14 protein-coding genes are annotated in these 15111 nt (G+C 68.1%); 4 read left to right on the top strand and 10 right to left on the bottom strand.

From position 1 onward, the window contains the following. Positions 1 to 18: 18 nt before the first annotated feature. The 7 genes from leuS to GM656_RS10160 all read right to left on the bottom strand — a co-directional run bounded on the left by leuS (position 19) and on the right by GM656_RS10160 (position 8812). The gene (gene leuS, locus GM656_RS10185; protein WP_162413551.1) at positions 19 to 2724 is read right to left on the bottom strand and encodes a leucine--tRNA ligase; all 2706 of its coding nucleotides are present in this window, start codon (positions 2722 to 2724) and stop codon (positions 19 to 21) included. 139 nt (positions 2725 to 2863) lie between these two features. Next, positions 2864 to 3034 carry a hypothetical protein gene (locus GM656_RS19105; protein ID WP_174242967.1) on the bottom strand — a complete coding sequence of 57 codons (171 nt, stop codon included), beginning with the start codon at positions 3032 to 3034 and terminating at the stop codon, positions 2864 to 2866. Positions 3035 to 3068: 34 nt separating this feature from the next. Further along, positions 3069 to 3467: a type II toxin-antitoxin system death-on-curing family toxin gene (locus GM656_RS10180; RefSeq protein ID WP_162413550.1), complete on the bottom strand. Its 399-nt coding sequence runs from the start codon at positions 3465 to 3467 to the stop codon at positions 3069 to 3071. Positions 3468 to 3635: 168 nt separating this feature from the next. Further along, the gene (locus GM656_RS10175) at positions 3636 to 4700 is read right to left on the bottom strand and encodes an ABC transporter permease (RefSeq protein WP_174242966.1); all 1065 of its coding nucleotides are present in this window, start codon (positions 4698 to 4700) and stop codon (positions 3636 to 3638) included. Beyond that, positions 4693 to 6015: an ABC transporter permease gene (locus GM656_RS10170; protein WP_162413549.1), complete on the bottom strand. Its 1323-nt coding sequence runs from the start codon at positions 6013 to 6015 to the stop codon at positions 4693 to 4695. Before GM656_RS10170 ends, GM656_RS10175 begins: the two co-directional genes overlap by 8 nt. Then, on the bottom strand, positions 6012 to 7568 hold the full coding sequence (locus GM656_RS10165) for an ABC transporter ATP-binding protein (RefSeq protein ID WP_162413548.1): 1557 nt from the start codon (positions 7566 to 7568) through the stop codon (positions 6012 to 6014). Before GM656_RS10165 ends, GM656_RS10170 begins: the two co-directional genes overlap by 4 nt. 122 nt (positions 7569 to 7690) lie before the next feature. Beyond that, the gene (locus GM656_RS10160) at positions 7691 to 8812 is read right to left on the bottom strand and encodes a BMP family lipoprotein (protein WP_162413547.1); all 1122 of its coding nucleotides are present in this window, start codon (positions 8810 to 8812) and stop codon (positions 7691 to 7693) included. Between the two features lie 216 nt (positions 8813 to 9028). On the opposite strand from GM656_RS10160, the gene GM656_RS10155 reads away from it, so the two are divergent. Next, on the top strand, positions 9029 to 10222 hold the full coding sequence (locus GM656_RS10155) for an inorganic phosphate transporter (RefSeq protein WP_162413546.1): 1194 nt from the start codon (positions 9029 to 9031) through the stop codon (positions 10220 to 10222). A 38-nt stretch (positions 10223 to 10260) separates the two neighbouring features. On the opposite strand, the gene GM656_RS10150 is transcribed toward GM656_RS10155, so the two are convergent. Next, complete coding sequence (locus GM656_RS10150) at positions 10261 to 10692, bottom strand: universal stress protein (protein WP_162413545.1); 432 nt, start codon at positions 10690 to 10692, stop codon at positions 10261 to 10263. A 344-nt stretch (positions 10693 to 11036) separates the two neighbouring features. Then, complete coding sequence (locus GM656_RS10145) at positions 11037 to 11633, bottom strand: homing endonuclease associated repeat-containing protein (RefSeq protein ID WP_162413544.1); 597 nt, start codon at positions 11631 to 11633, stop codon at positions 11037 to 11039. 129 nt (positions 11634 to 11762) lie between these two features. On the opposite strand from GM656_RS10145, the gene GM656_RS10140 reads away from it, so the two are divergent. The 3 genes from GM656_RS10140 (at position 11763) to fer (ending at position 13872) form a co-directional block, all read left to right on the top strand. After that, a complete protein-coding gene (locus GM656_RS10140) occupies positions 11763 to 12371 on the top strand; it encodes an IMP cyclohydrolase (RefSeq protein ID WP_162413543.1) in 609 nt (202 codons plus the stop codon). A 67-nt stretch (positions 12372 to 12438) separates the two neighbouring features. Beyond that, positions 12439 to 13137, top strand: a complete 699-nt coding sequence (locus tag GM656_RS10135; RefSeq protein WP_162413542.1) for a metallophosphoesterase family protein — start codon at positions 12439 to 12441, stop codon at positions 13135 to 13137. Between the two features lie 81 nt (positions 13138 to 13218). Next, complete coding sequence (gene fer / locus GM656_RS10130) at positions 13219 to 13872, top strand: ferredoxin Fer (RefSeq protein WP_162413541.1); 654 nt, start codon at positions 13219 to 13221, stop codon at positions 13870 to 13872. A 20-nt stretch (positions 13873 to 13892) separates the two neighbouring features. Here the strand turns inward: fer and GM656_RS10125 are convergent, their stop codons facing one another. Then, positions 13893 to 15068, bottom strand: coding sequence for an aspartate kinase (locus GM656_RS10125; RefSeq protein WP_162413540.1), 1176 nt, complete (start codon positions 15066 to 15068; stop codon positions 13893 to 13895). Positions 15069 to 15111: the final 43 nt, after the last annotated feature.

Here is a 15111-nt window from a genome sequence, read left to right as displayed (position 1 = left end):
ACGCGCCCGGCGCGCCGCTCAGGAGATGTGGATGGCGGGCTTGTTCGGCCGGGCCTTCGCCGCGAGGTCGTCGCCCTCGGTCGCCCGCCGGACGGTCACCTCGCTGCCGAACTCGTCTTCGAACAGCCACGCGGCCTGCCGGAGCACGTCGAGTTCGCGCTCGCCGTCGACGATCGGTTCCAGGCCGGCCCCGCGGTCGGCCAGGTCTCCGGCGTAGTCGGCGGCCGCGTCGCCGTGGCGTTTGATCGCCTCGTCGGCCATGATCGCGCCGACGATGGCGTCGTCCGGGTCGGCCGCGCGGGCGATCTCGTAGGCCCGGTACTTCCAGTCGGCGGCGACGACGAGTTCGATTTCGTCCGGTTCCTCGATGTCGACCACCTCGGTGATGTCGCGCACGTCGTCGAGCGTGCGCCGGACGACCTCGCGTTCGATTCGGTAGTCGTCCACGTCGCGAAGCGGTTCGGGCCAGCGGTGCTCGGCGACAAGGCCGTCCTCGTCGAGCAGGTGCCACATCTCCTCGGCGAGGAACGGCGCGATAGGGGCGACCAGCGCGGTCAGCACCCGCAGCCCGCGGCCGTAGGCGAACCGGTAGGGGCGGTCGTGGCTCGCGTACCGGCCGAGCAGGCGGGCGAAGCGCTGGAGTTCGCCGACGACGCGGTGAAAGCGAAAGCGCTCGTACTCCTCGGTGACGGCCGCGATGGTCCGGTCGATCTCGCGTTCGAGGTAGGCGTCGTGGTCGGCGCTCTCGGTTCGCGCGTCCATCCCGTCGGCGTACTCCGCGACGAGTCGGTACAGCGTCTGCTGGAAGTCGTAGGCCGTCGAGACGTCCTTGACCGTCCACTCGAAGTCCTGGGAGGGGTGGGCCGCCGAGAGGACGAACAGCCGCGTCGTCTCGGCCCCGTACTCGTGGGGCGCGATGTCGTTGCCCTTCGACTTGGACATCTTCTCGCCGCCGTGGAGCACCGTCCCCTGATTGATGAGTCGCTCGACGGGTTCGTCGCAATCCAGCAGGCCGATGTCGGAGAGCGCCCGGGCGAAGAAGCGAATGTACAGGAGGTGCAACACGGCGTGTTCCTCGCCGCCGACGTACACGTCGACCGGGAGCCACTCGTCGGCGGTCGCCTGGTCGAACGGCGCGTCGTCGAAGTGGCTCGCGGGTTCACCGCTCGCCTGTTCCGAGCCGCGTTGCGCCTCGCCGTGCGGCGACAGGTACCGCAGGAAGTACCACGAGGAGTCGACGAACGTGTCCATCGTGTCCGTCTCGCGGACGGCGTCGGCCCCGCAGTCGGGACAGGTCGTCCGCTTCCACTCCTCGGCCGCGTCGAGCGGGTTCCCGGTCGTCTGGACGTACTCCGGCAGTTCGACGGGGAGGTCTTCCTCGGGGACGGGGACGTGGCCGCAGTCGTCGCAGTGGACGACGGGGATCGGCGTCCCCCAGTAGCGCTGGCGGGAGATGAGCCAGTCGCGGAGGCGGTAGGTCACGGCTTCCTCGGCGGCGTCGTGGTCCAGCAGGCGCTCGCGGGCGGCCGAACTGGCGAGGCCGTCGTAGTCGTCGCTCCCGGTCAGCATCCCGTCGTCGGTGTAGGGGGCGTGCGGGAGGTCCGTCCCGCTGCCGTCGACCGGTTCGACGACCTGCTCGACGGGCAGACCCTGTTCGCTGGCGAAGGCGTGGTCGCGCTCGTTGTGCGCGGGCACGCCCATGACCGCGCCCGTCCCCACGTCGTCGAGGACGTACGCCGCGACGTAGACGGGAATCTCCGCGCCGGTGTAGGGGTGAGTCGCCGTCAGGTCAGTCTCGACGCCGCTCATGCCGGCGTCGTCGGTGGCGGCGACCGACTCTACGTAGTCGGCGACGGTCTCGTCGTCTTCGGCGAGCGCGCGAGCGAGGTCGTGACCGGGCGAGAGCGCCAGGTACGTCGCGCCGTAGGCGGTGTCGAGGCGGGTGGTGAAGGCGTCGACCGCGGGGTGGTCGTCGTGGCCGACGGCGAAGGTGACGCGCGCGCCCTCCTGGCGGCCGATCCAGTTGCGCTGGCTGTCGCGGACGCCCTCGGGCCAGCCGTCCAGGTCGTCCAGGCCGTCGTACAGCTCCTCGGCGTAGTCGGTGATGGAGAGGAACCACTGGTCGAGGTCGCGCTGTTCGACGGCCGTGCCGCAGCGCCAGCAGACGCCCTGGCCGTGGGCGTGGCTGTGGCCGATCGCGTCGTCGGGCGTCTCGACCTGCGCGTCGGCCAGCACCGTCTCGCAGTCAGGACACCAGTTCACCGTCGCCGCGTCGTACTCGACCAGCCCCTCGTCGTAGAAGCGCGTGAACAGCCACTGGTTCCAGCGGTAGTACTCCGGGTCGCAGGTCGTGATCTCCCGGGACCAGTCGTAGCCAAAGCCCATCTCCCGGAGGTCGTCTTTCATCTGGTCGATGCAGGTCCGCGTCCAGGACTCGGGGTCGGTGTCGCGCTCGTAGGCCGCGTTCTCCGCCGGCAGGCCGAAGGCGTCCCACCCCATCGGGTGGAGCACGTCGTCGCCGGCCATCCGCCGATACCTGGCGTACGCGTCGGTGATGGCGTAGTTCCGGATATGTCCCATGTGCAGCGATCCGGAGGTGTAGGGGAACATCCCCAGCACGTAGGTCGGGTCGTCGGCGTCGGCCGGACACTCGAAGACGCCCTCTCGCTCCCAGACCCGCTGCCAGTACTCCTGGACCCGCGCGTGGTCGTATCGGCGCGACATTTGCTAGTTCGTGGTGTGCCGCCCGCGCACATCAGTGTTCGGCTAGCCGGCGTCGCTCGTGTCACGAAGAGCGTGCGGGGACCTGTCGGGATAGAAATATGGACTGTGGACGGTCGTCACGGAAACAGACACACCCGTCTCACTCGTTCTCGAGTGCTGCATAGATTTCCGCGTGGCGGCGCCCATCGAGCTTCCCCATCTCGAGGGCGATCTCCCGGCGTTCGGCGTCGCTTTCGGCCGCTTGATACCGTTCGTACAGCTCGCGGACCTCGTCGTCAGTCGCTGTCGAGGAGTCGGTGCTAGACGCCATTTCTCCGTCGGAGACTACCCAGTGTGTCCATTTATCAGTTGCGGCGAGCACACGCCCGGAAGTAGATGACCGCAGTCCCTGTATCGACCGCGGCTTCGTCAGTTGCGAAACGGTGCAAGAGGGCCCGAATTTCATCGCCGTATTCGAACGCGTATCCGTTCATCATATAGAAGACGACGACTGTTCGGAGTGCTGTTCGCTTGTTCCCGTCAACGAACGGATGGTCCGCAACGAGTAACCGCATCAGGTGGACCGCCTTCTCGTGGATCGTCTCGGGAACCGCCCCGAAGAATCCCTCAGAGATGTACTGCAGCGCGGATGTGATCGCGTCCTCCGACCGAATCCCCGATTCCGTGGTGGCGCCTTCTTCCACGATCTGCTCGTGGAGATCGAGGATAAGTTCGACGCAGGGATACGCGAGATCGTCAGTCACACGCTCGACTTTTTCACGCTCCTCGTTAACTATTTCTCAGCCGTCGAGATCCGGTCCTACCGTCGATAGCACGTGTACACATACAGAGTACTGTGCGTCATTTTTGTATCCGCAGTCCCCGTCAAGCGGTCGTTGCGGTAGGTAAGACACCGAATCGACGACCGACGACTACTCCTCGCCGGACTCGTAGTGATCGCCGGCGGCCTCGGGCAGGCGAGTGCGGCCCACCAAGGCGAGCACGAGGATGACGGCGACGAAGGGGATGGTCTGGACCAGCGAGTCGGGGACGGCGATCACGTCGGCCGTCTGGAGGCGCAGTTGCGTGGCGTCGAGGCCGGCGAACAGCGCCGTCGAGAGGAGCGCGCCGACGGGGTTGTAGTTGCCAAAGAGGTAGGCGACGATGGCGATGAACCCCTTGCCGTTGACCATCGTCGGGCCGTTGCCGGTGAACTGGCCGATGTTGAACGCCAGCGCGGCCCCGCCCATGCCCGAGAGGACGCCGGACAGCAGGACGGCGGCGTAGCGGACGCGGGACACGTCGACGCCGGCGGTGTCGAGGGCCTTCGGGTTCTCGCCGGCGGCGCGAACCCAGCGGCCGAAGGTGGTGCGGTTCAGGACGTACCACGAGACCAGGACCGCGATCAGCATCAGGTGGACGGCGGGCGAGGCGTCGAAGAACGCGCCGAAGAACGGGATGCTCGCCAGTCCCTCGATGGTGATGGTGTCGAGCGTCCCGACGTTGGTCGTGTTGGGGCCGCCGTAGAACACCGACGAGGCGAAGGGCGCGAGGCCGAGCGCGATGAGCCAGACGGCCAGCCCGGCGATGATCTGGTCGGCGCGGAACTCGATGCAGACGACGGCGAACAGCGCCGCCAGCAGGGTCGACGACAGGATGCCGACGAAGAAGCCGGCCCACAGCGACCCGGTCACGTCCGCGCCGTAGATGGCGCTGAACGCGGAGATGATGAGCAGGCCCTCCAGCCCGATGTTGATGACGCCGCTCTTCTCGGCGAAGATGCCGCCGAGCGCGGCGAAGACGATGGGGACCGAGAGCCGCAGCGTCGCCGCCAGCGTCGACTTCGAGGCGAGGACGAAGAACAGCCGACCGGCCGTCGAGTCCGGCGCGACGAGTCCCGCGACGCCGAGCACCAGCAGCGCGAGAACCGCGACGCCGGCGATGAGCAGCCGCCCCGACGCGGAGCGGAGGCTGTCCACGAGACCGTCGTCAGTCATCGGCCCCACCTCCCGCGGTGACGGCCGTTCCGGACTCCGGGTCGCCGGCGGCGAGCCGACGGCCGATGAGCCGGAAGAACTCCGGCATCGCGACGAACAGGATGATGAGCCCGCGGAGGACGCCCACCAGTTGCGGCGGGACGTTGGTCGCAAAGGACACCACGTTCGACCCGGACTTGAGGACGCCGAAGAGGAACGCGGCGAAGACGGCCCCGATGGGGTTGTTGCCGGCGAGGATCGAGACGGTGATGCCGTCGAAGCCGTAGCTCGGGATGCCCGTCTGGAACTTCCCGAGGGTCATCATCACGAACAGCGCGCCCCCGACGCCGGCCAGCGCGCCCGACAGCGTGAGCGACGAGAGGACGGTCCGCGGGGCGTTGACGCCGCCGTACTCCGCGGCCGCGGGCTGGATGCCGGCGGTCCGCAGGTCGTAGCCGAACGACGTGTGTTCGAGCAGGTAGTAGACGCCGCCGACGAACGCGAGCGCCAGCAATAGCGCCAGTATCGAGAAGTCCGTCCGCGGGTCGAACAGGATCGCGGGGAACTGCCCAGCGTCGGGCAGCGTCCGGGTCTGGGTCGCCTGGCTCGTCGGGTCCGCGAAGTGGTTCCTGACCAGGTAGCGCGTGACCAGCGTGGCGACGAAGTTGAGCATGATCGTCGTGATGACCTCGTTCGCGTCGGCGTAGGCCTTCAGCGCGCCCGGGATCGCGCCGTAGAAGCCGCCGCCCAGCGCGCCGGCGAGCAGGCCGACGGGGATGAGCGTGACGAGCGCGAGCGTCCCCGAGACCAGCGAGGCGGTCCACAGCACGGCCAGCGCGGAGGCCAGCGCGCCGACGACGAGCTGGCCCTGCGTCCCGATGTTGAAGATGCCCGCGCGGAACGCGAGCGCCACCGAGAGCCCGGTGAACACCAGGATGGTCGTCTCGCGCAATGTCGCCGCGAACTGGTTGTTCAGCGGCGACCAGCCGCCGGCGAAGGGGTCGCCGAGCGCCCCGAGGAACAGCCGGTCGAAGACGAAGAACGGGTCGTAACACAGCGTCGATCCGCCGATCGTGAGCGCCGGGTCCCGGCAGGTCGCCAGGACGCCGGCGACGAGGACGATGACGGTCCCGACGGCCATCGAGAGCACCAGCGCCGAGAGCGCGATGAGGACCCGCTCGCCGACGGAGGTCTGTCCCAGCCTGACGAGCCGTCGACGGGCCGCGTCCCATCGACTGTCCGAGGCGGAGGCGTCGCCATCGGACTCCGTGGCCCGCTCGCCATCGCCGGGGTCTGGCGGGCTGTCGCCGTCCGTCGAGGGGTCGTCTCCGCTCATGGTCCCACCTCTCCCGCGGCGGCGATAGACGGGACCTCGTCGGGTTCCTGGCCGGCCATCAGCAGGCCCAGTTGCTCCTCGGTCACCGCGTCGGGGTCGACGATGTCGACGAACTCGCCCTCGTAGATGACCGCGAGGCGGTCCGAAAGCGACTGCACCTCGTCGAGGTTCGAGGAGACGAGCAACACGGCCCGGCCGTCCTCGCGGAGGCCGTTGAGGCGGTCGTGAATGAACTCCATCGACCCCACGTCGACGCCGCGGGTCGGGTGGGAGGCGACGACGAGTCGGGGGTCGCGGGCGAACTCCCGTCCGACGACGAACTTCTGCTGGTTACCGCCAGAGAGGGACTCGGCCTCCGCGTCGGCGTCCGGCGGACGGACGTCGTACTCCTCGATTATCTCTTCCGCGTGCCCGCGCGTCCGCTCCCAGTCGATGCGCCCGTTCGAGGCGTACTCCTCGGCGTGCTGGCTCCCGAGCAGGCCGTTCTCGACGAGATCGTACTCCATCACCAGCCCGCGCTCCTGGCGGTCCTCTGGGACGTAGGCCATCCCGGCTTCGATGCGGCTGCGGCGGCTGTCGGTCGTCCGGTCCACGTCGTCGACCTCGATCCGTCCCTCGTCGGGGGTTCGCAGGCCCGTGATCGCCTCGATCAGTTCCGACTGGCCGTTGCCGTCGACGCCGGCGATGCCGAGGACCTCTCCCTGCCGGACGTCCAGTGAGAGCCCGTCGACAGCGCGGACGCCGCGGTCGTCTTCGACGACCAGGTCCTCGACGTCGAGGACGGTGCGGCCCGGCTCGGTCGGGGAGCGGTCCACGTCGAGCAGGACCTCCCGACCGACCATCATCTCCGCCAGCTCCTCGCGGGTGATGTCGTCGGCGGGGACCGTCCCGACGTTCTTGCCCTCGCGGAGGACGGTGATCTCGTCGGCGGCCGTCATCGCCTCGCCGAGCTTGTGCGTGATGAAGATGATCGTCTTGCCCTGCTCGGTCAGCTCTTCGAGGACGCGAAAGAGGTCCTCGACCTCCTGTGGGGTCAGGACCGCGGTCGGCTCGTCGAGGATCAGCACGTCCGCCCCGCGGTACAGCGCCTTGAGGATCTCGACGCGCTGCTGGACGCCGACGCCCACGTCCTCGATGCGGGCGTCGGGGTCGATGTCGAAGCCGTAGCGCTCGGCGAGTTCGACCACCTGCTGGCGGGCCGTCGTCCGATCGACGGTGAGCCCGAGCCACTTGCGGGGCTCGTTCCCGAGCGTGATGTTCTCGGCGACCGTCATCGGGTCGACGAGCATGAAGTGCTGGTGGATCATCCCCACGCCCTCGTCGATGGCGTCCCGGGGGGAGTCGAAGTGCCGTTCCTCGCCGTGGACGACGACGCGCCCCTCCGTCGGTCGATAGAGGCCGTAGAGGACGTTCATCAGGGTCGTCTTGCCCGCGCCGTTCTCGCCGAGCAGCGCGTGGACCGTCCCCTTCTCGACCGCGAGGTCTACGTCGTCGTTGGCGACGACGCCCGGGAACCGTTTCGTGATACCGTCGAGGTGGACGGCCTGTTCCATACCCTGTGGGGTTGACTGCCTGTGGTTTCAACTTCACGGTCACACACGTTCGCACACGCCGCCACGGGACGGCGTGCCGCCGCGTAGCGAGAGGAGAAGCCGGGTTCGTCGCGGGCCCGCGCTCAGGCGTTACTCGGGTCGGTCGGGACGCTGATGTCGCCGTCGATGATGCTCTGACGGGCCTCCGAGACCTCGTCTTTGATTCCCTGCGGGATCTCGGAGCCGAGCTGCTGGCCGTACACCGCCTCCACGCCGTTCTCCTGGAGGCCGAGCGTGTTCACCGAGCCGCCCTGGAACTCGTCGTTGACGACGGACTCGACGGAGGAGTAGACGGCGTTGTCGACGCGCTTGACCATGCTCGCGAGAATGACGTTGCTGAAGGACTCCTTCGTGATGGACTGGTCGCGGTCGACGCCGATGGCGAAGCGTTCGGCCTCCTGGGCCGCGCGGAACACGCCGGTCCCGGTGTTGCCGGCCGCGTGGTAGACGATGTCGGCCCCGGAGTTGTACATCGACAGCGCGGCCTCCTGGCCGCCGGAGGGGTCGGTGAAGCCACCGACGTAGGCCGTCTGGACGGTTGCGTCCTCGTTGGCGTACTTCACGCCGGCGGTGTAGCCGGCCTCGAACTTCTTGATGAGGTCGCTCTCGACGCCGCCGACGAAGCCGACGTTCGTCGAGTCGCTCGCGGTCGAGCCGGCTCCGGCGGAGAACGATTGGCTCGTCAGGCGACCGGCCATGAGGCCGACGAGGAACGAGCCCTCGTGCTCGGCGAAGACGTAGGAGCCGACGTTATCGGCGTCGACCGTGGAGTCGACGATCATGAAGTTCTGATCCGGGTAGTCTTCCGCGTTCTGCGTGAGCGCGTCGGCCTGCAGGAAGCCGATACAGCAGACCAGGTCGTAGTTCGGGTTCGTCGCCTGCGCGTACTGGGCCTGGAGGTTCGAGAAGTCCTGAACCGCTTCCGGCTGGGACTCGGCGTAGGCGATGCCCAGTTCCTCCTCGGCGCGGATGATGCCGGTCTGGGCCTGGTCGTTGAACGAGCCGTCGCCGAGGCCGCCGGTCGCGTACACCATGCCGACCCGCGCGGCCGGGCCGCTCTCGGTGCTGCCCCCGTCGCCTGACGCGGTCCCGTCGCCGCCGTCGCCCCCGGTGCTGCCGCCGTCACCGCCACCGCTACAGCCGGCCAGACCGATTGCCGTCGCCGTGCCGATGCTACTGAGGAACGTACGTCTCCGTTGTGACATGTGCCACCTGCAGAGTGGACGACCGTTAAAGACTTCGGTGCCACACACCGGCCACACGGGAGACAAATCATGCCACAGCGGCCCGGTGACCGCCGCGGACCGACCGCGCGAGCGATTTAACTGTTCCGGGCGTGAACTCGGGGCAATGGCCACGTCGAACTCCTGTCAGACCGCCGGTCGCGACCGAACCCGGAGCCAACCGGCACCGGACGAGCGGTGGTAGCAGTCGTCTTCTGGGCGCTCGTCGCCCTCGCGACGGTCACCGGACTCGTGACGGCCTGGACGCTCGGGGCCAACAGCAACTCGCCGCCGTTCGCCCCCGCTATCGGCGCGAACGCCATCTCCACGATGCGCGCCGCGTTCCTCATCGGCATCCTCGCCGCGCTCGGCGCGCTCACGCAGGGCGGGAGCATCTCCGAGACGGTCGGCGCGGGCCTCATCGACGGCGCGACGATCTCGTCGCTGGCGGCCGTCGCCGGCCTGCTGACCGCGACGGCGTTCATGGCCTTCGGCATCTACACCGGCTACCCCGTCCCGGCGGCGTTCGCGACGACCGGCGCGATGATCGGCGTCGGCCTCTCGCTCGGCGGCGATCCCGTGTTCGGCACCTACCGCCGCATCGCGACGTTCTGGCTGCTCGTCCCGCCGGTCTCGGGCGGGCTCGCCTACCTCACCGCGACGCTCCTGCGTCGGGACGACATCCCCGAGACCGTCGGCGTCCCGCTGCTGGCGGGCGTCGTCGGCGGCATCGTCGCCAACGTCGAACTGAGCGTCATCCCCTCGCCGGCCGGGAGCGAACAGGGCTCGCTCGCGGGCTTCGCCGCCATGGTCGTCGGCACCGAGATCGCCGCCGTCGTCCTGACGCTGCTCGTCGCCGCCGGGAGCTTCCTGTTCATCCGCCGACGGACCCAGGCCTCCGTCGACAAGGGCATCAAGACGTTCCTCGTCGCGCTGGGCAGCGTGGTCGCCTTCTCCAGCGGCGGCAGCCAGGTCGGCCTCGCCACCGGCCCGCTGGAGAACCTCTACCGCGTCGAACTCGGCCTGCCCGGCCTCCTCCTGCTCGCGCTCGGGGCCGCCGGCATCCTCGGCGGCGCGTGGATGGGCGCGCCCCGGCTCCTGCAGGCCACCTCCCGCGAGTACGCCCAGCTCGGCGTCCGGCGCTCCATCGCCGCGCTGGTCCCCGGCTTCATCATCGCGCAGGCCGCCATCACGCTTGGCATCCCCATCTCGTTCAACAACATCATCATCTCCGGCGTCATCGGCGGCGGCCTCGCCGGCGGGTCGGCCGGCGTCTCCCGGCGGAAAATCGGCGTCACCGTCGGCTTCTGGCTCGTCACGCTCGTCACGAGCGTCGCCGTCGGGTACGGCGTGTATCAAGTCCTCGAAGCGGCGCTCGGCGGGCAGGTCTGACACGGAGCGACCGACCACCAGCAGCCGACTGCCTGGCGCTACCGCACGACCGTCACCGTCACCGGCGCTTCGCTGACGACCGCCGTCGCCACGGTCCCGAGCAGCCGCCGCGCGAGTTCGTTGCGCTCCCCGCCGTGGCCGCCCATCACCACTTGATCCACGTCTCGCTCCGAAACCGCGTCGAGTATCGTCTCCGCCGGGTCGCCGGTCTCGACAGTGGTGGTGACCGCCTGGTCGCGCTCGGCGGCCCGCCGCTTCGCTCGTTCCACGAGGTCGTTCGCTCGCTCCATCGCCGCCTCGCGGCGCTCGTCGCCGGGTTCGAGCACCCCGCCCTCGCTCATTCCGGCGTCCAGCGGCGCGACGACGTTCAGCACCGTTATCTCGCAGTCGAAGGTCGACAGCGCGTACGTCAGCGCCTCGTCCGAGAGCGGCGACCCGTCGAGCGGGACGAGCACGTGAGCGGGAGCCATACCCGTACTCTCGGGGCGAGCTACAAGTATCCGGTGTGCGAGACGTGCGCGGCTCGCTGATTTGTTCGTCGCAGAAATAGTCCATCCTGGATTCGAACCGACTGCAGACTCGCTACGCTCGTCTGCCGGGGCTCGAACCAGTAATTACGATTCGCGGCTCGCGTTATTGCTCGCCGCAGAAATAGTCCATCCTGGATTCGAACCAGGGTCGAAGCCCCCAGAAGGCTTCAGGATTGGCCTCTACCCCAATGGACTGATACCTTCGCCACCGTTCGCAGATGGTGGCGCGTGATTATCTGTAATCCCGCAGCCGTATTTCAGTGTTGCGGAGTGAGGTGGCTATGTCACTCGCCGGCATCCGGCGTGTCGACCGTGGGAGGCCCGACTGTATCCGGCACTTCGTAATGTTCCTTTCGGTGACAGTTGGCACAAAGGATGTCGCATTTCGCCATCTCTTCGCTGATTTTGGCCTTCGAATAGCCGTAGGTAATCATCTGAGAGATGGTCATTTCCTTCTCTTCGTCGTCGCGATGGTGGAAGTCGAGACAGGCCGGGTCGGTCTCGTCACAGCGTCGGCATCCGCCGCTGTTTCGCTTCTGTTCGTACACCCATCCGCGATGTCTCGTCCGTCGATCAAGGGTTCGCTGTCCGTTCTCCTCAACGTTTTTGTAGTGCCAACGCTGGTCCTGTGAGAGGTCAGACCACGAACAACCCTCGGGAAGAGAGACATTTGCGGGCCGCTCGGCGACGCGAGTCCCGCGAGAGTAATTCGTCTCCAGTCCTGCCGCGCGCTTCGCGTCGTTCCAACTGCCCAGGACACGCTGAATCGTCCCCGACGCTGGAGTGAGTCCGAGGTCCTCGTACTGCGCTTTGGTCGGGGACTCACCGAGGCTCTTCGCTGCGGAGCGGAGCGCGTCGAGACAGTCTTTCTCAGTCACCATGAGTCGAATCGAGTCGCGTTCGTATTTCAATTCACGTCAGATAACATACATTCTCGTCTCAGAGACCGGCCGTGTCGCGGGCGGCGCGACATCGACACCGCTTTTTCCGGGTGCCGATCACAGTCGGGTATGTACGTCGGACGATTCGTCGTCGTCGGCCCCGAGGTCGGCGCGTACCGCGTCTCATCGCGCTCGTTCCCGAACCGCCAGGCCGTCCAGCGAGACGGCACCGTGACCGTCGAACCGACGCCGGACGCGCCGGAGACGGACAACCCCTACATCTCCTACAACGGCGTCCGCGTCACCGAGCGCGGCGCGGTCGTGGGCAACGGCTCGCACGTCGACCCCATCGCGGAGAAGCTCGAACTGGGCTACCCCGCGCGGGACGCGCTGGCGGAGCCGCTGCTCGCGCTGGACTTCGAGAAGGACGACTACGACACGCCCCGCATCGCGGGGATCGTCGGCGTCGACGCGGCGGACCCGACGACGACCGCCGAGGGGCCGGGCGCGGTCGTCGGGACCGTCCGCCGGGACGCCCTGCTGGTCGAGGAGGTCACCGAGCCGACGCTCGTCGCCACCTACGAGGAGGACAGCCCGACGGCGTTCGGCCTGGACGCGACGGCGGCCGACGCGGCGGCTCGCGAGGTGTACGACCACGAGTACGAACACGCCGTCTGTGCGGCCGGCGTCAGCGGGACCGCGGGCTCGTTCGACGTGGCCGTGTACAACGGCGAGTGACACGCGGGCGACACAGTAACTGAGTCAGCACCGACACTCAAGACCCTTCAGTGGATAGGAACGAACAATGAAGCTCGGAGTCCTCTCGGATATTCACGGAAACAGGGTGGCGCTGGCGGCGGTCCTCGACGATATGCCGGCGGTGGACGGACTGGTCTGTGCGGGCGACGTGGTCGGGTACAACCCCTGGCACGCCGACTGCGTCGACGCGATGCGGGGCGAGTCGGCGGGATTGCCCGAAGGCGTCCCGTGGCCGACCGAAGCGGTCCCGACGGTGATGGGCAACCACGACCGGGCCGTCGCTGGCGAGACGCCCTTCGCCTTCAACGGGATGGCGCAAGCCGGCGTCGAACACGCCACCGAGCAGCTCTCCGAGGAGCAACTGGCGTGGCTCGCCGACCTCCCAGACGAGCGGCGGGTCTGTGACGACCGGGTCAAGCTGGTCCACGGCCACCCGGACGACCCGGACCACTACACGTACCCCGACGAGTTCGGGCCGGACCTGCTCGACGACGAGGACGTGCTCGTGATGGGCCACACGCACCACCAGCACCACGAGGTGTACGACGACGGCATCGTGATGAACCCCGGGAGCGTGGGCCAGCCCCGCGATAACGATTTCCGGGCGGCCTACTCGGTGCTCGACCTCGACGAGATGACCGTCGAAGACCGGCGGGTCAAATACGACACCGACGCAGTCATCGAGGCCGTCGAGGACGCCGGCCTCCCGCGGAACATCGGCTTCAGGCTGGTCAAGGGACAATAATCGCGGGATCGCTACCGCGGGTCGCCAGCAGAAACTGTAGCGAGAGGAGGGGATTTATGTCCGTGCCCGCTACGTGACGGTGTGGAGTCCCCATTCGAGGTGCTCGGGGTCCCGCCGGACGCCGACGACGACGAGGTCGTCGACGCGTACCGGGAACGCGTCAAAGACGCGCATCCCGACCAGGGCGGGTCGATAGCCGAGTTCCAGGCGGTGAAGACGGCCTACGAGCGGCTGCAGAACGGCTACGAGCCCGGCGACCCGCTGCCCGACGAGGACGCCGAGAGCGAGGCCGAGCCGGCCCCGCCGGAGCCGGACGATCCGCTGGTCGAGTTCCTCAACTTCGAGGTGCTCGACGACCGCGGGTGGGCGCTGGACGACGACGACCTCTTCGAGAAGGCGGCCGCGGCGGACCTCGACACCGCGGACTACGGACGGTTCTACGTCGAGCCGAACGACACGCTGCTCGAAGCGGCCGAGAGAAACGAGTTCGCGTGGCCCTTCGCCTGCCGCGGCGGCGCGTGTACGAACTGCGCGGTCGCGGTCGTCGATGGGGAGATGCCGTCACCGGCGAGCCACATCCTCCCGCCGGACCTCACCGAGAAGGGGATCCGGCTGTCGTGTATCGCCGCGCCGGTCACCGACGACGCGAAGGTCGTCTACAACCTCAAGCACTTGCCGGAAGTGAGCGAGTTGCTGTTGCCAGCGAGCCGATTCGAGCAGGCGTCGACGGACTGACGCCGGTGAAAACGCCGTCCTCAGAACACGTCCTGGACGAGCGAGAGCGCCTGCTCGCGGTCCTCCCACGGGACGAACACGGAGACGGAGGTCGCCGACGTGATCACGTCGTAGAGGTGGATGTGGGCCTCGGCGAGCGGTTCGGTGACCTGGTGGGCGAGCGCGGACTGGCTCGGGTCGCCGCCGGTGACGCGGATGACTGCGATGTCGTCCTCGACGGTGACGGACGAGAGCGTCTCGTCGTCGACGATGCGCTCGTGCAGCAGCGCCTCGGCCTGTTCGGCGTCCTCGCCGTCGACGTAGAACGTCAGCGAGTCCATCCCGGAGGAGTTGGCCTCGATGTTGATGTCCTCCGCGGCGATGGCAGAGGCGAGGTCCGCGAGGATGCCCGGGCTGTTGCGGATGGCGCGCCCGGCGACGGTGACGCAGGCGACGGACTGCTCCTGCAGGTCGATGAGGTTCTGGAACTCGCCCTCGATAGACGTGCCGCCGCTCAGCAGATCGCCGTGCTGGTAGTGGACGACGCGGACGCCGAGGTCGCCGGTCTTGTACGACAGCGCTGACGGCGCGACCACCTCGGCCCCGCGGAACGACAGCGAGCGGAGCTCGTCGACGGAGATCTTGCCGACGTTTCGCGCGCCCTCGACGACGCGTGGGTCGCCGGTCATGACGCCTTCCACGTCGGTGACGATGACGACCTCGTCCGCGTCCATGTAGTCGCCCATCATCACGGCGGTCGTGTCGGAGCCGCCGCGGCCGAGCGTCGTGACGTTGCCCTCGTGGTCCTCGGCGAGGAAGCCGGTGATGACCGGAACGACGTCCTGGAGCTGGCCGGCCAGCGCGTGGGCGCGCTTCTGGGTCTCCTCGACGTCGACCTCGCCGTACTCGTCGGTGATGATCGGCCAGTCCTCGCTGCCGGGCTCGAGGAAGACGGCCTCGATGCCGCGGGCGGCGAGCGCGCCCTTGAGCATGCGGACGGAGGTCCGCTCGCCCATCGAGACGATCTCGGCGCGGTCGCTCTCGTCGGCGTCGTAGTTGATCTCGTCGAGCAGTTCGTCCGTCGTGTTGCCCATCGCCGAGGCGACGACGGCGACCTCGTGGCCCTGCTGGATGGCCGTCGCGATCGAGTCGGCGGCCCGGTTGATCCGGTCACCGCTGCCGAGGCTCGTTCCACCGAACTTGGCGACTACGCGCATGCTACCACCGTGTCTGTGTATGTGTGACTCATTGAAACCGGGT

Origin of the sequence: Haloarcula salina (genome assembly GCF_010119195.1) — an archaeon.
Taxonomy (GTDB): Archaea; Halobacteriota; Halobacteria; order Halobacteriales; family Haloarculaceae; genus Haloarcula; species Haloarcula salina.
Note: the sequence above shows the minus strand (reverse complement) of the source record. Positions and strands in the feature narration are given on the sequence as shown.